Raw genomic sequence first — 19,870 nt, forward strand, 5'->3', positions numbered from 1 at the left:
TGTTTCCGCGTCCTTGCCTGTTCTGCTATGATTGCCGTTATCTGTGGGCATCGCGTCCCTACCACATCATTTAAGTTTCAAGAGGTTATTTTACTCATGGCAATCATCGGCATCTTTTTTGGCAGCGACACCGGCAACACCGAAAATATTGCAAAAATGATTCAAAAGCAGCTTGGTAAAGATGTTGCTGATGTTCACGACATTGCCAAAAGCAGCAAAGAAGATCTGGAAGCCCACGACATCCTGCTGCTCGGCATCCCGACCTGGTACTACGGTGAAGCCCAGTGTGACTGGGACGACTTCTTCCCGACGCTGGAAGAGATCGACTTTAACGGCAAGCTGGTGGCGCTGTTCGGCTGCGGCGACCAGGAAGACTACGCAGAGTACTTCTGCGATGCGCTGGGCACCATCCGCGACATCATTGAGCCGCGCGGCGCGACCATCGTTGGCCACTGGCCGACTGCCGGCTATCACTTCGAGGCCTCCAAAGGCCTGGCGGATGACGACCACTTCGTCGGCCTCGCCATTGATGAAGACCGTCAGCCGGAACTGACCAACGAGCGCGTTGAGAAGTGGGTGAAGCAGGTGGCTGAAGAGCTGCACCTCGAAGAAATCAAAAACGCCTGATAATTAAGCGGCGCAATCGTTGAGTTGCGTCGTATTAATAGACAAAAGCAATCAAACTAATAGCTACAAGTTTTTAACTTTTAATCACATATCTGTACAATGTCCTCTGATTCTACGAGGCACGTGACGCAGTTTGTAGCTGGTGCCTCGTTTTTGACAGCAAACCAGGCCCGATGCTTGCAGTTTTCATTTACCAGTGGCAGTTCTATAATGAGACGCATTACGTCGGGTTAATTTCTGTATGACTTCCGTTGAAGGAAGTAGATCGTTTAGCAACAGGACAGATTCCGCATGACTGACAACAATACCGCATTAAAGAAGGCTGGCCTGAAAGTCACACTTCCTCGACTGAAAATCCTTGAAGTGCTGCAGGAACCGGATAACCATCATGTCAGTGCGGAAGACTTATATAAACGCCTGATCGACATGGGCGAAGAGATTGGTCTGGCGACCGTTTACCGCGTCCTCAACCAGTTTGATGACGCCGGTATCGTGACTCGTCATAATTTTGAAGGCGGTAAATCCGTTTTCGAACTGACCCAGCAGCATCACCACGATCACCTGATCTGCCTCGACTGCGGCAAAGTGATCGAATTCAGTGATGACTCTATCGAAGCGCGCCAGCGTGAAATCGCTTCCCGTCACGGCATCCGCCTGACCAACCACAGTCTGTATCTGTACGGTCACTGTGCGGAAGGTGATTGCCGCGAGGACGAACACGCCCACGACGCGGTGGAAAAGTAATTCCCTGCTTCGCCTGCTCTGAAAAGCCAACCAGCCGGTTGGCTTTTTTATGGGCGCTTCTGCCGCGCTTCCCGCTCACGTCCCGGCGGCGACCCTCGCGAGTCCCCGCTTTGTCCGGAGAGTTGATATGGAACTTCGCCAGCTACGCTATTTTACGCGCATTGTTGAAACCGGCAGCATGGGCCGCGCCGCGCTCGATCTGAATATCGGCGTCTCGGCGCTCAGCCAGCAGATCGCGCGTCTGGAAAATGAGCTGGCCATTCGCCTCCTGCAGCGAACCTCTCGCGGCGTGACGCCCACCAGCGCGGGCCTCGCTTTCTACTCACAGGCGCAGCTGGCGCTGCGTCATGCCGATGATGCCATCCTCGCCGCCCGCGAGGCGCGGCTGTCGGGCCACGTCAGCGTCGGCATGGCCCCCAGCACCGCCTCCGTTCTTGGCGTACCGTTCATCAACGCGATGCGCGAGAGCTACCCCGACGTCCGCCTGCACCTGGTGGAAAGCCTCTCCGGGAATCTGGAGCGGATGATCAACACCCGCCAGCTGGATTTAGCCATCGTCTTCCAGCAGGAGAAGATCCTGCGCTGGAGCGCCAGACCGGTGCTCGAAGAGCGCCTGTTTCTGATTGGCACCCATGCGCTGTTGGCCTCGCTGCCGGATGACCCTGTTTCCCCTGACCAGCTCACCACCCTGCCGCTGATTATGCCAAGCCAGGGCCACGGCCTGCGCGGCAGGCTGGAGGCGGTTTGCCAGCAGCACAGCCTCAGCGTTGAGGTGGTGGCGGACATTGACGGTCTGGCCCTGCTGATGCAGGCCGTGCGCAGCGGACTGGGCGCCACTCTGCAGCCCGGGGCCGCTATTTCCCATCTCGACCATCAGGCGCTGAGGGTGATCGGCATCGCTAATCCGGTCCTCAGCCGCCCCAACTTTCTGGTCAGCCTGTCGGATGATGAGCTCACCCCGGCAGGCCTTGCGGCACGGGTCATACTAAGCAAAGTCATGCGCCAGCTGGTGGAGTCCGATCGCTGGCCAGGCGCCACCCTTTACGTTAACTAAACCCCTCTTTAGCGTTACGCCATAGCGCCCCGCCGCCGTTACCGCCTACATTCCCATTACAAATTTAACAATTAATTAAATTGTAAGGGAGCCGATAATGGTGGATGTACTGGTCATTGGCGGCGGCAATGCCGCGCTATGCGCCGCCTTAACCGCCCGGGAAGCCGGCGCCTCGGTGCTGCTGCTGGAGGCGGCGCCGCGGGAGTGGCGAGGCGGCAATTCGCAGCACACGCGTAACCTGCGCTGTATGCACGATGCGCCGCAGGACGTGCTGGTCGACAGCTATCCGGAAGAGGAGTACTGGCAGGATCTGCTGCGCGTCACCGAAGGGAACACCAACGAAGCGCTGGCCCGGCTGGTGATCCGCACCTCGTCACAGTGCCGGGACTGGATGCGTCAGCACGGGGTTAACTTTCAGCCGCCGCTCTCCGGCGCCCTGCACGTGGCCCGCACCAACGCCTTTTTTATGGGCGGCGGCAAAGCGCTGGTCAATGCCTATTACCGCAGCGCAGAGCGGATGGGGGTGCAGATCCGCTACAACACGCCGGTGCAGGCTCTGGAACTGCGCAACGGTGAATTTGTCGCCGCGCTGGCGGGCGAGGAACGGATTGTCGCGAGAAGCTGCGTCCTCGCCGCCGGCGGATTTGAATCCAACCGCGAGTGGCTGCGCGAGGCCTGGGGGCAAAATGACCGCGGCGAATGGCCCGCCGATAACTTTCTCATCCGCGGCACGCGCTTCAACCAGGGGGTGCTGCTCAAGTTTATGATCGACGCCGGGGCCGATATCATCGGCGATCCTTCCCAGTCCCACTGCGTCGCCATTGACGCCCGGGCGCCGCTCTATGACGGCGGGATCTGCACCCGCGTCGACTGCGTTTCGCTGGGGGTGGTGGTCAACCGCGATGCCGTGCGCTTTTATGATGAGGGGGAAGATTTCTGGCCTAAACGCTACGCCATCTGGGGCCGACTGGTCGCCCACCAGCCTGGACAGATCGGCTACTCGATCATCGACAGCAAAGCCATCGGCCACTTTATGCCCCCCGTCTTTCCCGGCGCTCAGGCCAATACCATCGAGGAACTGGCCCGCCAGCTGGGGCTGGACGGCGAACGCTTAGCGCAAACCATCGCCGACTATAATGCCGCCTGCGCGCCGGGCCAGTTCGATCACACCCGCCTGGATAACTGCGCGACCTCTGGCCTCACGCCGGCGAAAACCCACTGGGCGCGCCCCATCGATACGCCGCCTTACTACGGCTACGCCCTGCGTCCGGGGATCACCTTCACCTACCTCGGGCTCTACGTCGACGACACCGCCGCCGTCCATTTCGCCGGTCAACCCAGCCGTAATCTGTTCGTCGCCGGGGAAATGATGGCCGGCAACGTGCTGGGCAAGGGCTACACCGCCGGCGTCGGGATGTCGATCGGCACCACCTTCGGCCGCATCGCCGGCCAGCAGGCCGCCCGGGCGGCGCAGCAGGAGAAACACCATGAAGTCGCTTGAAAAGCTGATCATTGACGCGCAGATCATCACCGAACCGGAGGCGGAAGTCGAACGGGTGATGCAAGTGTGTAACGCCTGCCGCTACTGCGAAGGGTTTTGCGCCGTGTTCCCGGCGATGACCCAGCGCCTGGACTTTGGCAAGGCGGATATCAACTATCTGGCTAACCTGTGCCATAACTGCGGCGCTTGCCTGCATGCCTGCCAGTATGCGCCACCGCACGAGTTCGCCATTAACGTGCCGAAGGCGATGGCCGAAGTCCGGCTCGAGACCTATCAACACTACGCCCAGCCCGCCGCCTTTGGCAGCCTGTACCGCCGGGCCGGCATGACCACCGTGCTGGCGCTGGTCGGCGGCCTGATTGTCTTTCTGCTGCTGGCGATGGGGCTCAAAGGCTCGCTGCGCCATCCGCCGCTGGCGGGCGACTTCTACCAGATATTCCCCCATAACCTGCTGGCGTGGATGTTTGGTTCGGTCTTTGTGCTGGCGATTGGCTTACTGATGAGCGGGGTGATCCGCTTCTGGCGCGAGATCTCCCCGGGCCAGCCGCAACCGATTGATATTGCGAAGGCATCCCATGATGCGCTGACGCTGAAATATCTCGACGGCGGCCACGGGAAAGGCTGCAACGAAGCCGATGACGCCTTCACCCTGCTGCGCCGCCGTTTCCACCACTGCACCTTCTACGGCTTTATGCTCTGTTTCGCCGCCACCGTGGTGGCCACGGGCTATCACTATATCGCCGGCCAGGAAGCCCCCTACCCGTTTTTCAGCCTGCCGGTGCTGCTCGGCACCCTCGGCGGCATCGGCCTGCTGGTCGGCCCGGCGGGCCTGCTGTGGCTGAACCTGCGCCGCTCGCCGCTGCACGGCGACGCGCGGCAGAAACCGATGGATCGCGGATTTATTCTGCTGCTGCTGCTGACCAGCTTCACCGGCCTGGCGCTGCTGGCGGGGCGGGATACTTCGTGGATGGGCGTCCTGCTCGCCATCCACCTCGGGGTGGTGATGGCCCTGTTCTTAACCCTGCCGTATGGAAAATTTGCCCACGGATTTTATCGCTGTGCGGCGTTACTCAAGTGGGCGATTGAGAAACGCCGCGGAAAACAGGCGGGCGTCGCCGGCGACTGACCTGCCCCTCTGCACCCGATAACAACAAGATAAAGACAATGGAGAGCACCCCCTATGACCCAACAACCCACCCGCGCCGGCACCGTCGGCGCTATCCTCCGCGTGACCAGCGGTAATTTTCTCGAACAGTTCGACTTCTTCCTGTTTGGCTTTTACGCCACCTATATCGCCCGCACCTTCTTTCCGGCGGAGAGCGAGTTCGCGGCGCTGATGCTCACCTTTGCGGTATTTGGCTCGGGCTTCCTGATGCGTCCTATCGGCGCGGTGGTGCTCGGCGCTTATATCGACAGAATCGGTCGCCGCAAAGGGCTGATGGTCACCCTGGCGATCATGGGCTGCGGGACGCTACTCATCGCCCTGGTCCCTGGCTATCAGACTATCGGCGTGCTGGCGCCGATCCTCGTGTTAGTGGGCCGTCTGCTGCAGGGGTTCTCGGCGGGCGTCGAGCTTGGCGGAGTGTCGGTCTATCTCTCTGAAATCGCTACGCCGGGCAATAAAGGCTTCTATACCAGCTGGCAGTCCGCCAGCCAGCAGGTGGCTATCATCATGGCGGCGCTGATCGGCTATGCGCTGAACGCCACGCTGGAACATGAGGAGATTGCCGCCTGGGGCTGGCGCATCCCCTTTTTTATTGGCTGTATGATCATTCCGCTGATTTTCGTGCTGCGCCGCTCGCTGCAGGAGACCGAGGAATTCCTGCAGCGTAAACATCGCCCGGATACCAAAGAGATCCTGACCACCATCGCCAGAAACTGGCGCATTATTACCGCGGGGACGCTGCTGGTAGCGATGACCACCACCACTTTCTACTTTATTACCGTCTATACGCCAACCTACGGCAGAGCAGTGCTGCACCTCAGCGCCCGCGACAGCCTGCTGGTCACCATGCTGGTGGGCATCTCCAATTTTATCTGGTTACCGATTGGCGGCGCGATCTCCGATCGGATCGGTCGTCGCCCGGTGCTGATGGGGATTACCGTGCTGGCGCTGCTCACCACCTGGCCGGTGATGCACTGGCTCACCGCCGCGCCGGATTTCACCCGTATGACGCTGGTCCTGTTGTGGTTTTCCTTCTTCTTTGGCATGTATAACGGCGCGATGGTGGCGGCGCTCACCGAAGTGATGCCGGTTTATGTCCGCACCGTGGGCTTTTCGCTGGCCTTCAGCCTCGCCACCGCCATCTTCGGCGGCCTGACGCCGGCTATCTCCACTGCCCTGGTCGAGCTTACCGGCGATAAAAGCGCGCCGGGATGGTGGCTGATGTGCGCTGCGCTGTGCGGGTTCATCGCCACCGCGCTGCTGTTCGTGCGCCTGAGTCGCGGCTATCAGCCGGCGGAGAGTCAGCGCTAAAAAAACAAACGGGCGGAGATAGACTCCGCCCGGTTGCCGCTGCCGTCTGGCTTAATGGGTGGTGTTATTGCTGCGGATCTCTTTCCAGATCTGGTCGCAGCGCGCTTTCACCGCCTGATCGTTACCGGTACGGGTAGCCTGGATACACTGCTGATAATCCAGTACCCGGACGCTCTCCTGGTTAGCAAACTGCTGGTGCTGTTTATCCTCTTTCAGGACATTCAGTACGCTCTGGCAGGCTTCAATTTTGTCCGGATTGCCTTCCGCCGTATTAATACAGGCGCTATAGGCATCTTTCAGTTTGGTGTCTTCTTTCGGTGCCGGCGACGTGGTGCAGGCCACCAGAGCCGATGCCATCATGGCAATAAGCAGCATTTTTTTCATTGTCGTTCTCCCAGAGGTGCGGCAGGCTCACGCCCGCCGCGCAGGCATCAGAAAATTGTGAACGGGGCGATAACCATGAACTTCACGTCGCGCTCATCCTGGAAGATGTTGCCGTAGCCGCCGCTCCAGCTCGGAATATCGGAATGGTTGTCGTACTGGGTAAAGTGCAGTTTAAACAGCGTGCCCTTCGCCCGGCCTTCCTGCACGGTATACAGCGCATCCAGGCTGTAGGCCGACTCTTTCAGACGGTAATCAGCGTCATAGTAGGCGTCCGGGGAGGACATTTTGCCCGGCTTCGCATCCCAGGCGTACACATAAGACGCGCCAAACGCCCAGCCCGGCATATCCCAGTTTTTCATGTCATACATCGCGCCGAAGAAGACCGCTTTTTCGCCGTTGGCGTTGAAGTCGGAACGGTTATCCCACCAGATATCGAGACGACCGTTGGAGGAGGCGTAGGTCGGGGTCATACGCTGCAGGAAGTAGCCCTGCTGGCCATCGGCCTTCACCCAGGTCCCTTCCAGACGCAGATCCAGCACATCCGCCACTTTATAGCCAAAGGTTAACGCCTGCAGCCATGCGGTGCCGTCATAGATGTCGTTGACCCCGCCGTTGCTGACCTTATCGCGAGTGCCGTAGAACTGGTAGCTGGTGCTCAACGGCGCGCCGGCGACGTCAAACTTGTAGCTGGCTTTAGCAAAGTACTGATCGATATAGCCCTGAGCCTGACCAAATGCCGCCTCCAGCACCAGGTCGTTTTTGAAATCATATTTGGCGCCGACGGAGTGGAGATAATCGACTTTAGTCTTCTTATCGTTCTGGTAGAAATCATCCATCTCGATATGCCATGGCGCTTTATACTCGTTCGTCCACATGTAGGAGAAACTTAACGCGCCCGCGGTGCCATAGTCGAAGTTGGCCCCGGCTTCCGCCCCCTGATAGGTACCCGGCATAAAGCTCCAGTGCGGCGCCAGCAGGGTCTGACCGGTTGGCTGGATGTAGCCCGCGCGCGCCCACGCCGGACCGTATTTGAATTTCGCAGCGGCTTTATACAGGCTGATGCCGCTCTTATCGCCGGAGTAGTCTTCGTCATAGGCTTTGTTACGCGACGAGAAGGCAATTTCGTTCGGGTGGCCGCTGTCGCCGTTCTCCGCCATTTCAATCGCGGTAAACGCCGCAATATCAAGGCCAAACATATCGGCGGCATAGCCGGACTGGAAGTCCAGGTTGGCGTTCCAGGTGGAGTGGGAAAGGTTGGTTTTGTATTTGTCGCCGTCGGTCACATCTTTACGGTCACGCTCACGCTGCCAGTAATAGATACCGCCGGTTAAAGTAGAATCATCGATAAAGCCTGCTGCGCTGGCCTGCGGAATCACAACCCAGCCCGACATCGCGGTGACGGCGGCAATAGCCAGCGCCAGCGTACTACGTTTGCCACTAAACGTACGCATGTGCATATCCTCTTTGACGTTTTAAAAGGCGAAGACCAGGGGGTCATTCGCTAAAAAAATAAATAACACTGCAAAATGTGGGGCGGTGAAAAAGGCCGCGAAACCACTGTAGATAGACTATTTTTCGTGACGCGAATTATCAATGTTTTTCGTGAGGCAAAGCTTAAGATTATGACAAAGCGCACATAATTTATGTCGTTTTGTTACAGTCTTATCTCTGATGATTTTGTCATGGAAGTCATTGCAAAATCAGGGAAAAACGCAAAACCTGAAAGCGATTACATTGGTTTTTTGTATGAGACAGGAAATATCAGAAGCGTTATTTATTTCCGGTTTGAAACAGAATTAATTCGCTTCGCGAAAATAAAAAGAGTAATTTGCTGATTCTGAAACAAAAAAAGCGCCGCAGAGTGCGGCGCTTTGACGGTAGGGAAAATGTTATTCGCCCGCTTTCGCCCAGGTATCGCGCAGACCGACGGTGCGGTTAAACACCAGACTGGTTGCGGTTGCATAGCGGCTGTCGAGGCAGAAGTAACCTTCACGCTCAAACTGGTAAGCTTTACCGGCTTCCGCCTGCGCCAGGCTCGGCTCCGCGTAACCCTGTTTGATCACCAGCGATTCCGGATTGATCACCGCGAGGAAATCCTCCGCTGCACCCGGGTTTGGTACGCTGAACAGGCGATCGTAGAGACGGATCTCTACCGGCAGCGCATGCGCCGCGCTCACCCAGTGGATCACGCCTTTGACCTTGCGGCCGTCAGCCGGATCTTTACTCAGGGTGTCGGCATCGTAGGTACAGAAGATAGTGGTGATATTGCCTTCGGCATCTTTCTCCACGCGTTCCGCTTTGATGACGTAGGCGTTGCGCAGACGCACTTCTTTGCCCAGCACCAGACGCTTGTACTGCTTGTTGGCTTCTTCACGGAAGTCCGCGCGGTCGATCCAGATTTCCGCGCTGAACGGCACTTCGCGGCTGCCCATCTCCGGCTTGTTCGGATGGTTCGGCATCGCCACCATTTCGCTTTCGCCCTGCGGGTAGTTCTCGATAACCAGTTTCACCGGATCGATCACTGCCATCGCGCGCGGCGCGTTTTCGTTGAGATCTTCGCGAATGCAGGACTCCAGCGACGCCATCTCAATAGTGTTGTCCTGCTTGGTCACGCCGATGCGCTTGCAGAATTCGCGGATGGATTCGGCGGTGTAGCCGCGACGACGCAAACCGGAGATGGTCGGCATACGCGGATCGTCCCAACCTTCCACGTGCTTCTCGGTCACCAGCTGGTTCAGCTTACGCTTGGACATCACCGTGTATTCAAGATTCAGGCGCGAGAATTCGTACTGGCGCGGGTGAACCGGGATGCTGATGTTGTCCAGCACCCAGTCGTACAGACGACGGTTGTCCTGGAACTCCAGGGTACACAGCGAGTGGGTAATGCCTTCCAGCGCATCGCTGATGCAGTGGGTGAAGTCGTACATCGGGTAGATGCACCACTTGTTGCCGGTCTGATGATGCTCAGCGAACTTAATGCGGTACAGCACCGGATCGCGCATCACGATGAACGGCGACGCCATATCGATCTTCGCGCGCAGGCAGGCCTTGCCCTCTTCGAAGCCGCCGCTGCGCATTTTTTCGAACAGCACCAGGTTTTCTTCCACGCTGCGGTCGCGATACGGGCTGTTCTTACCCGGCGCTTTCAGGGTGCCGCGATATTCACGAATTTCATCAGGAGAGAGTTCATCAACATAGGCCAGGCCTTTGTTGATCAGCTCAACCGCATACTGATGCAGCTGATCAAAGTAGTCAGACGAGTAGCAAACGTCCCCGGACCAGTGGAAACCTAACCACTGCACGTCGTTTTTAATCGACTCCACGTATTCGATATCTTCTTTCACCGGGTTGGTGTCATCGAAACGCAGGTTGCATTGGCCCTGATAATCCTGGGCGATGCCGAAGTTCAGGCAGATGGATTTCGCATGGCCAATGTGCAGATAACCGTTCGGCTCCGGCGGGAAGCGGGTGTGAACGGTGGTGTGCTTACCGGTAGCCAGATCTTCATCAATGATCTGACGGATAAAGTTAGTCGGGCGGGCTTCTGCCTCACTCATCACGGGTTCCTCAAAGCGTAAACAACGTATAACGGCACATGATCTTACAAGCAGGGCGTAGTGACAACTATTAGTTACGTAAAATAGGTATCAGAAGAGGATTATGGGGCCGATTGCTGCAAAAAAAAGCGGCGAAGGTTTCCCTTCGCCGCTGAGGCATAAACTCGACTCAGGAGCCTTACTTGCCTTTAATCTCATACAGCGGCGTCTGGCCGGCAACGACCTTACCGCTCGCCAGTATCACCAGCGCGCTGTAGTCATCGCTGTTGCTGCAGACCACCGGGCTAATCATCGAGCGCGCGTTAGCGTTGAGGAAGTCCAGATCCATTTCCAGAATCGGCTCGCCCGCCTTCACGTCCGCGCCCTCTTCAACCAGTCGTTTGAAGCCCTTGCCTTCCAGCGCCACGGTGTCGATACCCATGTGGACAACGATTTCCGCACCGTTGTTGGTTTCGAGGCAGAACGCGTGGTTAGTGTTGAAAATTTTCACCACGGTACCGGCGGCCGGGGCCACCACGATGTTGCTGGTCGGTTTCACCGCGATACCGTCGCCGACGGCTTTGCTGGCGAAGGCTTCGTCCGGCACCTGTTCGAGGGCCACCACGTCACCAGTAATCGGCGAAACCAGCGACTCAACGGTCTTCGCGTTCGCTACCGCCTGCGGTTTAGCCGCGGGCGCTGCGGTGGCGACGTTGCCAGCCGGCGCGGCTGCCGCTGCCGCTACCGGGCCGCGGGTCACCACTTTTTTCATCTCATCGCCGATAGACTCTGCCTTCGCGCCGACGATAACCTGGATGGTTTGCTTATTCAGTTTCACCACCCCGGACGCGCCGAGACGTTTACAGGCGGCGTCGTTGACTTTCGCCGAATCGCCCACGGTCAGGCGCAGACGGGTGATACAGGCGTCAATCGCTTTCAGGTTGTCCGTTCCGCCCACCGCGGCGATATAGCTGGTCGCCAGCTGGGTCAGGCCTTCTTCAGTGTTGCTGTTCGCTTCTTCCGTTACCACGTCAGCGGCTTTGTCTTCACGACCCGGCGTTTTCAGGTTGAACATGCGGATCACCGCGCTGAACAGCAGGAAGTAGACGAAGAAGAACACCACGCCCATCACCAGCAGCATCCAGACGTTTTTGCTGGCGGCCGGCAGGCTGTACATCAGCACGTAGTCAATAGCGCCTGCGGAGAAGGAGAAGCCCGCATGAATGCCCAGCGCCGTTGCGATGAACAGGCTGATACCGGTCAGTACCGCGTGCAGGAGGTACAGCAGCGGAGCCAGGAACATGAACAGGAATTCCAGCGGCTCGGTTACCCCGGTCAGGAACGCGGTGATGGCAACGGACAGCAGCATACCGCCCACCATCGGACGACGCGCTTTCGGAGCGGCCAGATACATCGCCAGCGCCGCGCCCGGCAGACCAAACATCATGATCGGGAAGAAGCCGGACATGAACATCCCCGCGGTGCCGTCGCCGGCGTAGAAGCGGTTGATGTCGCCGTGGAACACGGCGCCTGCGGCGTTCGTGAACTCACCAATCTGGAACCAGGCGATGGTGTTCAGCACCTGGTGCAGACCGGTCGGGATCAGCAGACGGTTGATAAAGCCGAAGATACCGGAACCCAGCGCCCCTGCGGAAACGATCCACTCGCCGCCCGCATGGATAGCGTGCTGCACCGGCGGCCAGACGTAGCCGAAGAGCGCCGCGAGGATCAAACAGAAGAAGCCGGTGGCGATCGGCACGAAGCGTTTGCCGCCGAAGAAGCTCAGGAAGTCCGGCAGCTTGATGCCGGCCCAGCGATTGTACACCGCCCCTGCTACCAGACCGGTAATGATACCGGCCAGTACGCCCATGTTGATTTCCGGATTGATGGTGACCATCGCTTTGGTCATCACGAAATAACCTACTGCCCCGGCCAGCGCCGCAGAGCCGGCGTTATCCTTGGACCAGCTTGACGCCACACCGATAGCAAAGATCAGCGCCAGGTTGTCGAAGATAGCCCCACCCGCTTGCGCGATGAAGGGTACATTCAACAGGTCTGGTTGCCCGAAACGCAGCAGCAATGCCGCGACCGGCAGCACTGCGATAGGGAGCTGTAACGCCCTACCCAGTCGCTGAAAGAAACCTAAAATATTCATCTTATTCCCCCTATGAGACCCCGATGAGGCTCATTTTCAAAGCCACTTTTTTATTGTGTAACAAGGTCGGTTTTATCACTTACCGGCAAAGTGTGTGAAAAATTAATTCGTATCGCAAATTAAACGGGTATTTTTTGTGATAATTATCACCAAATATCGTATTCCCCCCTCCCTTAGACTGGCTAACATCGAAAACTTATTTTATCATTCAAAAAATCAACACGGATTGACCCCGGTCGGCGCAGTTGCTGCAATACTCTCCTCAGAGTGCTGGCGCCAATCCGCCAGATTCTACTTTTAACTATAGAGGTGAAGAATGAGACTGATCCCCCTGGTAACCGCTGAGCAGGTCGGTAAATGGGCTGCCCGCCATATCGTGAACCGCATTAATGCATTCAAACCAACCGCGGACCGTCCGTTCGTGCTGGGTCTGCCGACCGGCGGCACCCCGCTCACCGCCTACAAGGCGCTGGTTGAAATGCATAAAGCAGGCCAGGTTAGCTTCAAGCACGTTGTCACCTTCAACATGGATGAATACGTTGGCCTGCCGAAAGAGCATCCGGAAAGCTATCATAGCTTCATGCACCGTAATTTCTTTGACCACGTTGATATTCCGGCAGAAAATATCAACCTGCTGAATGGTAACGCGCCGGACATCGATGCGGAATGCCGTCGCTATGAAGAAAAAATTCGTTCCTACGGTAAAATCCACCTGTTTATGGGCGGCGTGGGCAACGATGGCCACATCGCGTTCAACGAACCGGCCTCTTCTCTGGCGTCCCGCACCCGTATTAAGACCCTGACCCATGACACCCGTGTGGCGAACTCCCGCTTCTTCGACGGCGACGTGGATCTGGTGCCGAAATATGCGCTGACCGTCGGCGTGGGCACCCTGCTGGATGCGGAAGAGGTCATGATTCTGGTGCTGGGCCATCAGAAAGCGCTGGCGCTGCAGGCGGCAGTTGAAGGTAACGTCAACCACATGTGGACCATTACCTGTCTGCAGCTGCATCCGAAGGCGGTGATCGTCTGCGACGAACCGTCCACCATGGAGCTGAAAGTGAAGACGCTGAAATATTTCAACGAATTAGAAGCTGAAAATATTAAAGGTCTGTAATGTAGTCGCGTCCCGCGACTTTGCGCGGGACCATCTTTTTCTTTGTATGCATCATCAGGCCGGCGGCAAACGAACGTTCCCGGGCCTGATGAGACGTATATACCGGGGGTCGTAATGTATGCATTAACCCAGGGCCGGGTTTATACCGGTCATGAAATTCTCGATGACCATGCGGTTGTTATCGCTAATGGCCTTATCGAACGTCTTTGTCCGCTGGCAGATTTGCCGTCTGACATCGAGCAGCGCTCAGTCAACGGCGCGATCCTCGCCCCCGGTTTTATCGACGTCCAGCTCAACGGCTGCGGCGGCGTGCAGTTTAACGACAGCCCTGACGCGGTCACTGTCGAAACGCTGGAGATCATGCAGAAGGCCAACGAACGCTCAGGCTGCACCAGCTTCCTGCCGACGCTGATTACCTCCAGCGACGATCTGATGAAGCAAGGCGTCCGCGTGATGCGCGAATACCTGCAAAAGCACCCGAACCAGGCGCTGGGTCTGCATCTTGAAGGACCCTGGCTGAATATCGTTAAGAAAGGCACCCACAATCCCGACTACGTGCGTAAACCGGACGCGGCGCTGGTCGATTTCCTGTGCGACAACGCCGATGTGATCACCAAAGTGACCCTCGCCCCTGAGCGCGTCGAGCCGGAAGTGATCCGCAAACTGGTCGCCGCCGGGATCGTCGTCTCCGCGGGCCACTCCAACGCCACGCTGAAAGAGGCGAAAGTGGGCTTCCGCGCGGGCATTACCTTCGCCACCCACCTGTATAATGCAATGCCGTACATTACCGGCCGCGAACCGGGTCTGGCCGGGGCGATTTTTGACGAGCCGGATGTCTACTGCGGTATTATTGTCGACGGGATGCACGTCGATTACGCCAACGTGCGCAACGCCAAGCGCCTGAAAGGCGACAAACTGTGCCTGGTCACCGACGCCACCGCGCCGGCGGGGGCGAATATTGACCAGTTCATTTTTGCCGGGAAAACAATATACTACCGCAACGGGCTGTGCGTAGATGAAAACGGCACCCTCAGCGGATCTTCCCTGACCATGATTGAAGGGGTGCGTAATCTGGTTGAGCATTGCGGTGTGGCGCTGGACGAAGTATTGCGGATGGCGACGCTCTATCCCGCGCGCGCCATTGGTGTGGACAAGCAGCTCGGCAGCATTGCGCCGGGTATGGTCGCTAACCTGACCGCCTTTACACGCGATTATAAAATCACCAAGACCATCGTTAATGGTAACGAGGTCGTCACTGAGTAAGTAAAAGTATGACAGCAGGCGGACAAGCTCAAATTGGTAACGTTGACCTCGTAAAACAACTGAACAGCGCGGCCGTGTACCGCCTGATTGACCAGCATGGGCCTATCTCGCGCATTCAGATCGCGGAACAAAGCCAGCTTGCCCCTGCCAGCGTGACCAAAATCACGCGTCAGCTTATTGAGCGCGGCCTGATCAAAGAAGTCGATCAGCAGGCCTCCACCGGGGGGCGCCGCGCCATCTCCATCATTGCGGAGACGCGTAACTTCAACGCCATTGGCGTGCGCCTTGGCCGCTATGACGCCACCCTGACCCTCTATGATTTAAGCAGCAAGACCCTGGAGGAGGAGCATTTCCCGCTGCCCGAGCGCACCCAGGAAACGCTGGAACACGCCCTGCTGAATATTATCGCCACTTTTATCGAAAACTGTCAGCGCAAAATCCGCGAGCTGATCGCCATCTCGGTGATCCTGCCGGGGCTGGTGGATCCAGAAAGCGGCGTGATCCGCTATATGCCGCACATTGCGGTGGAAAACTGGGGCCTGGTCGGGGCGCTGGAAAAACGCTTCAACGTTACCTGCTTTGTCGGGCACGATATCCGCAGTCTGGCGCTGGCCGAGCACTATTTTGGCGCAAGCCAGGACTGCGAAGACTCCATTCTGGTGCGCGTGCACCGCGGCACCGGGGCGGGGATCATCTCCAACGGACGCATTTTTATTGGCCGTAACGGCAACGTGGGCGAAATTGGCCATATTCAGGTCGATCCGCTGGGCGAACGCTGCCACTGCGGCAACTTCGGCTGCCTGGAGACCGTCGCGGCGAACGCCGCCATCGAACATCGCGTTCGCCATCTGCTGGACCAGGGCTACCAGAGCCGCCTGACCCTCGATGACTGCACGATCAAAACCATCTGCAAAGCGGCCAACAAGGGCGATGCCCTGGCCTGCGAGGTGATCGAGTACGTAGGGCGTCACCTCGGAAAAACGATCGCCATCGCCATCAACCTGTTCAATCCGCAAAAAATCGTCGTCGCCGGCGAAATTGTGGAAGCCGAGAAAGTGCTGCTCCCGGCCATTGAGGGCTGCATTAACGCCCAGGCGCTAAAGGCGTTTCGTAAGAACCTGCCGGTGGTGCGCTCCACCCTCGATCATCGCTCAGCGATTGGCGCCTTCGCGCTGGTCAAACGCGCCATGCTCAATGGCACGCTGCTGCAGCGCTTGCTTGAGAGCTAATCGCCCCCCTCTACAGATAAGCGCGTCGCTCTGTCACTGGCGGGCATCGCCCGTCAGAGGTGTGAAACCGCATCGATGACGCGTATAGTTTCGTCTTTGTTAATGATTCTGGACCCACCATGACCATTCAAAACATAATTTGTGATATTGACGGCGTGCTGATGCACGATAACGTCGCCGTTCCCGGCGCTGCCGAGTTTATCAAGCGCATCCTCGATAAAGGCATGCCGCTGGTGATGCTGACCAACTACCCGTCGCAAACCGGGCAGGATCTGGCGAACCGTTTCGCCACCGCCGGGATTGAGGTGCCGGATAGCGCCTTCTACACCTCGGCAATGGCGACGGCCGATTTTCTGCGCCGCCAGGAAGGCAAGAAAGCCTATGTGGTGGGTGAAGGGGCGCTGATCCACGAGCTGTATAAAGCCGGCTTTACCATCACCGATGTCAACCCGGACTTTGTCATCGTCGGGGAAACCCGCTCCTTTAACTGGGAGATGATGCATAAGGCGGCCTTCTTTGTCGCCAATGGCGCCCGCTTCATTGCCACCAACCCGGATACTCACGGTCGCGGCTTCTACCCGGCCTGCGGCGCCCTGTGCGCCGGGATCGAGAAGATCTCCGGCCGTAAGCCGTTTTACGTCGGTAAACCCAGCCCGTGGATCATCCGCTCAGCGCTTAACAAAATGCAGGCCCACTCCGAACAGACGGTGATCGTCGGCGACAATCTGCGCACCGACATTCTGGCCGGCTTCCAGGCGGGGCTGGAGACCATTCTGGTGCTCTCCGGCGTCTCGACCCTCGACGACATCGACAGCATGCCGTTCCGCCCGTCGTGGATCTACCCTTCCGTCGCGGAAATCGATATTTTCTAATGCCAGCCACGTCTCAGGACGTGGTTGTTCATTTCTGACGCCTGCTAAAAGCCCCCCATCTAATAAAAACGGCTTATAATTGCGTATTCTTCAATAAAGCCGTTCAAAAGATACTCTTTTTTTACTATTCAACAATCGCAGTTGCGTTTTTTCTTTTTCCGGCCGTAAAACCCTTGCGCCGGCTTCCCCTTTACGGCATTTTCTTAAGCACGCACTCAGGCTTCGCCACGAGACGAAGCCAGCACAACATCAAACAAGACAGGGTAATGGAGAAGGCTATGTGTTCTATTTTTGGCGTACTGGATATTAAAACTGACGCAGGCGAGCTGCGTAAAAAGGCGCTGGAGCTTTCCCGCCTGATGCGCCATCGCGGTCCGGACTGGTCTGGCGTGTATGCCAGCGACAAAGCGATTCTGGCGCACGAGCGCCTGTCGATTGTCGACGTCAACGCCGGCGCCCAGCCGCTGTACAACGCCGAAAAAACCCATGCGCTGGCCGTTAACGGCGAAATCTACAACCATCAGGCGCTGCGCGCGGAATATGGCGATCGCTATCAGTTCCAGACCGGCTCCGACTGCGAAGTGATCCTCGCGCTGTATCAGGAAAAAGGCCCGGCGTTCCTCGACGACCTGCAGGGGATGTTCGCCTTCGCCCTGTACGACAGCGAAAAAGACGCGTACTTAATTGGCCGCGACCATATCGGTATTATTCCGCTGTATATGGGCCATGACGAACACGGCAACTTCTACGTCGCCTCAGAAATGAAAGCCCTGGTGCCGGTGTGCCGCACCATTAAAGAGTTCCCGGCGGGCAGCTACCTGTGGAGCAAAGACGGTGAAATTCGCCAGTACTATCAGCGCGACTGGTTCGATTACGACGCGGTAAAAGACAACGTTACCGATAAGAACGAACTGCGTCAGGCGCTGGAAGAGTCGGTGAAAAGCCACCTGATGTCCGACGTGCCCTACGGCGTGCTGCTCTCCGGCGGCCTTGATTCTTCGGTCATCTCCGCCATCACCAAGAAATTCGCCGCCCGTCGCGTCGAAGATCAGGAGCGTAGCGAAGCCTGGTGGCCGCAGCTGCACTCCTTCGCGGTCGGTCTGGAAGGCTCTCCCGACCTGAAAGCGGCGCAGGAAGTGGCTAACCACCTCGGCACCGTGCACCATGAAATTCACTTTACCGTTCAGGAAGGGCTGGATGCGATCCGCGACGTTATCTATCACATCGAAACCTACGATGTGACCACCATTCGCGCTTCGACGCCGATGTACCTGATGTCACGTAAAATTAAAGCCATGGGCATCAAAATGGTGCTTTCCGGCGAAGGCTCGGACGAAGTGTTCGGCGGCTACCTCTACTTCCATAAGGCGCCGAACGCCAAAGAACTGCACGAAGAGACGGTGCGTAAGCTGCAGGCGCTGCATATGTTTGACTGCGCTCGCGCCAACAAAGCGATGTCCGCCTGGGGCGTGGAAGCCCGCGTGCCGTTCCTCGATAAGAAGTTCCTCGACGTGGCGATGCGCATCAACCCGCAGGATAAGATGTGCGGCAACGGTAAAATGGAAAAACACGTGCTGCGCGAATGCTTTGAATCCTATCTGCCGGCCAGCGTGGCGTGGCGTCAGAAGGAGCAATTCTCTGACGGCGTCGGCTATAGCTGGATCGATACGCTGAAAGAAGTGGCCGCGAAACAGATCAGCGACCAGCAGCTGGAAACCGCAAGCTTCCGCTTCCCGTACAACACGCCGACCTCCAAAGAAGGCTATCTGTACCGCGAGATCTTCGAAGAGCTGTTCCCGCTGCCAAGCGCGGCGGAGTGTGTCCCTGGCGGTCCGTCGGTGGCCTGCTCTTCTGCCAAAGCCATTGAATGGGATGAAGCGTTCAAAACCATGAACGATCCGTCAGGCCGCGCGGTGGGCGTCCACCAGTCGGCCTATAAATAAGCCCTGACAGGCGATGAAACGCGAAACGGACCCTCCGGGGTCCGTTTTCTTTTTGCGGGATTTATGCCGCTGAAAAACGATAAATAACCAATAATTGCCGATTATTGCAGCGAGCTGTTCGCAACCTAACCAAACAGTCACATTACAACGATTTTCCTTGAAAAAGAGGTTGACGCTCGCAGGCCCAATACGCATAATGCGCCCCGCAACGCCGATAAGGTTACGCGAAAAAAAGATGGCTACGTAGCTCAGCTGGTTAGAGCACATCACTCATAATGATGGGGTCACAGGTTCGAATCCCGTCGTAGCCACCATCTTTTTTTGCGGGAGTGGCGAAATTGGTAGACGCACCAGATTTAGGTTCTGGCGCCGCAAGGTGTGCGAGTTCAAGTCTCGCCTCCCGCACCATTCACCAGTCAGCGTTGTACGGATGGGGTATCGCCAAGCGGTAAGGCACCGGTTTTTGATACCGGCATTCCCTGGTTCGAATCCAGGTACCCCAGCCATATTTCTGCGATATTTGCGGTTCACCGCGACGGTATTGGGGTATCGCCAAGCGGTAAGGCACCGGTTTTTGATACCGGCATTCCCTGGTTCGAATCCAGGTACCCCAGCCATCGAAGAAACAGTAAGACAATTTGGCTACGTAGCTCAGCTGGTTAGAGCACATCACTCATAATGATGGGGTCACAGGTTCGAATCCCGTCGTAGCCACCATATTCGGGACGTATCGATACACATCGATAAATCCGCAAACAATTTGTTGGGGTATCGCCAAGCGGTAAGGCACCGGATTCTGATTCCGGCATTCCGAGGTTCGAATCCTCGTACCCCAGCCAAATTAAAAAGTCGTTCAGCAATGAACGCACTGTTGCGCTAAAACCGGGATAGTGACGGTTAAATGCAACAGACAATTGGGGTATCGCCAAGCGGTAAGGCACCGGATTCTGATTCCGGCATTCCGAGGTT

Annotated in this window: 15 protein-coding genes, 6 tRNA genes and 1 pseudogene; 18 read left to right on the forward strand and 4 right to left on the reverse strand. The window is 57.3% G+C overall.

Features of this window, described 5'->3' with window-relative positions:
- Window positions 1–96 precede the first annotated feature (96 nt).
- From fldA to ABLV04_RS19030, 6 genes are all read left to right on the forward strand, one after another.
- Window positions 97–627 carry a flavodoxin FldA gene (gene fldA, locus ABLV04_RS19005; RefSeq protein WP_002894765.1) on the forward strand — a complete coding sequence of 177 codons (531 nt, stop codon included), beginning with the start codon at window positions 97–99 and terminating at the stop codon, window positions 625–627.
- A 291-nt stretch (window positions 628–918) separates the two neighbouring features.
- On the forward strand, window positions 919–1,371 hold the full coding sequence (gene fur / locus ABLV04_RS19010) for a ferric iron uptake transcriptional regulator (RefSeq protein WP_004885952.1): 453 nt from the start codon (window positions 919–921) through the stop codon (window positions 1,369–1,371).
- A gap of 127 nt (window positions 1,372–1,498) precedes the next feature.
- Window positions 1,499–2,425, forward strand: a complete 927-nt coding sequence (gene tcuR, locus ABLV04_RS19015) for a tricarballylate utilization LysR family transcriptional regulator TcuR (RefSeq protein WP_065804704.1) — start codon at window positions 1,499–1,501, stop codon at window positions 2,423–2,425.
- Window positions 2,426–2,522: 97 nt separating this feature from the next.
- Window positions 2,523–3,926, forward strand: a complete 1,404-nt coding sequence (tcuA, locus tag ABLV04_RS19020) for an FAD-dependent tricarballylate dehydrogenase TcuA (protein ID WP_032455143.1) — start codon at window positions 2,523–2,525, stop codon at window positions 3,924–3,926.
- Window positions 3,913–5,052: a tricarballylate utilization 4Fe-4S protein TcuB gene (gene tcuB, locus ABLV04_RS19025; protein ID WP_072413668.1), complete on the forward strand. Its 1,140-nt coding sequence runs from the start codon at window positions 3,913–3,915 to the stop codon at window positions 5,050–5,052. The genes tcuA and tcuB overlap by 14 nt, the downstream gene beginning before the upstream one ends.
- Window positions 5,053–5,106: 54 nt before the next feature.
- Window positions 5,107–6,402, forward strand: a complete 1,296-nt coding sequence (locus tag ABLV04_RS19030) for an MFS transporter (RefSeq protein ID WP_023288852.1) — start codon at window positions 5,107–5,109, stop codon at window positions 6,400–6,402.
- 51 nt (window positions 6,403–6,453) lie between these two features.
- Here ABLV04_RS19030 and chiQ read toward each other — a convergent pair whose 3' ends face one another.
- Together chiQ and chiP are read right to left on the reverse strand one after the other, a co-directional pair.
- Window positions 6,454–6,786 carry a ChiQ/YbfN family lipoprotein gene (gene chiQ, locus ABLV04_RS19035; RefSeq protein ID WP_023288851.1) on the reverse strand — a complete coding sequence of 111 codons (333 nt, stop codon included), beginning with the start codon at window positions 6,784–6,786 and terminating at the stop codon, window positions 6,454–6,456.
- Window positions 6,787–6,833: 47 nt separating this feature from the next.
- A complete protein-coding gene (gene chiP, locus ABLV04_RS19040) occupies window positions 6,834–8,237 on the reverse strand; it encodes a chitoporin (RefSeq protein WP_023288850.1) in 1,404 nt (467 codons plus the stop codon).
- A 75-nt stretch (window positions 8,238–8,312) separates the two neighbouring features.
- Here chiP and ABLV04_RS19045 point away from each other — a divergent pair.
- Window positions 8,313–8,621 (forward strand): annotated as a pseudogene (locus ABLV04_RS19045) (methionine synthase).
- 54 nt (window positions 8,622–8,675) lie between these two features.
- On the opposite strand, the gene glnS reads toward ABLV04_RS19045, so the two are convergent.
- Window positions 8,676–10,343, reverse strand: a complete 1,668-nt coding sequence (gene glnS / locus ABLV04_RS19050; protein ID WP_065882511.1) for a glutamine--tRNA ligase — start codon at window positions 10,341–10,343, stop codon at window positions 8,676–8,678.
- A gap of 178 nt (window positions 10,344–10,521) precedes the next feature.
- Window positions 10,522–12,477 (reverse strand): PTS N-acetyl glucosamine transporter subunit IIABC, encoded by a 1,956-nt coding sequence (gene nagE / locus ABLV04_RS19055; RefSeq protein WP_023288849.1) that lies wholly within the window; start codon window positions 12,475–12,477, stop codon window positions 10,522–10,524.
- A 316-nt stretch (window positions 12,478–12,793) separates the two neighbouring features.
- On the opposite strand from nagE, the gene nagB reads away from it, so the two are divergent.
- The 11 genes from nagB (at window position 12,794) to ABLV04_RS19110 (ending at window position 19,740) form a co-directional block, all read left to right on the forward strand.
- The gene (gene nagB, locus ABLV04_RS19060; RefSeq protein ID WP_012542446.1) at window positions 12,794–13,594 is read left to right on the forward strand and encodes a glucosamine-6-phosphate deaminase; all 801 of its coding nucleotides are present in this window, start codon (window positions 12,794–12,796) and stop codon (window positions 13,592–13,594) included.
- 114 nt (window positions 13,595–13,708) lie between these two features.
- Window positions 13,709–14,857: an N-acetylglucosamine-6-phosphate deacetylase gene (gene nagA / locus ABLV04_RS19065; protein WP_032455137.1), complete on the forward strand. Its 1,149-nt coding sequence runs from the start codon at window positions 13,709–13,711 to the stop codon at window positions 14,855–14,857.
- Window positions 14,858–14,865: 8 nt separating this feature from the next.
- The gene (locus tag ABLV04_RS19070; RefSeq protein WP_032455136.1) at window positions 14,866–16,086 is read left to right on the forward strand and encodes an N-acetylglucosamine repressor; all 1,221 of its coding nucleotides are present in this window, start codon (window positions 14,866–14,868) and stop codon (window positions 16,084–16,086) included.
- A gap of 119 nt (window positions 16,087–16,205) precedes the next feature.
- A complete protein-coding gene (locus ABLV04_RS19075) occupies window positions 16,206–16,958 on the forward strand; it encodes an HAD-IIA family hydrolase (protein ID WP_023288846.1) in 753 nt (250 codons plus the stop codon).
- A gap of 278 nt (window positions 16,959–17,236) precedes the next feature.
- On the forward strand, window positions 17,237–18,901 hold the full coding sequence (gene asnB / locus ABLV04_RS19080; RefSeq protein WP_004885914.1) for an asparagine synthase B: 1,665 nt from the start codon (window positions 17,237–17,239) through the stop codon (window positions 18,899–18,901).
- A gap of 237 nt (window positions 18,902–19,138) precedes the next feature.
- A tRNA-Met gene (locus ABLV04_RS19085) sits at window positions 19,139–19,215 on the forward strand.
- A gap of 9 nt (window positions 19,216–19,224) precedes the next feature.
- A tRNA-Leu gene (locus tag ABLV04_RS19090) sits at window positions 19,225–19,309 on the forward strand.
- A gap of 23 nt (window positions 19,310–19,332) precedes the next feature.
- A tRNA-Gln gene (locus ABLV04_RS19095) sits at window positions 19,333–19,407 on the forward strand.
- A 36-nt stretch (window positions 19,408–19,443) separates the two neighbouring features.
- Window positions 19,444–19,518, forward strand: a tRNA-Gln gene (locus ABLV04_RS19100).
- 23 nt (window positions 19,519–19,541) lie between these two features.
- Window positions 19,542–19,618: transfer RNA gene (locus tag ABLV04_RS19105), tRNA-Met, on the forward strand.
- 47 nt (window positions 19,619–19,665) lie between these two features.
- Window positions 19,666–19,740, forward strand: a tRNA-Gln gene (locus ABLV04_RS19110).
- The last annotated feature ends 130 nt before the right edge of the window (window positions 19,741–19,870 follow it).

It is taken from the genome of Klebsiella sp. JN_Kp127, from assembly GCF_040062505.1.
GTDB classification, from domain to species: domain Bacteria; phylum Pseudomonadota; class Gammaproteobacteria; order Enterobacterales; family Enterobacteriaceae; genus Klebsiella; species Klebsiella quasipneumoniae.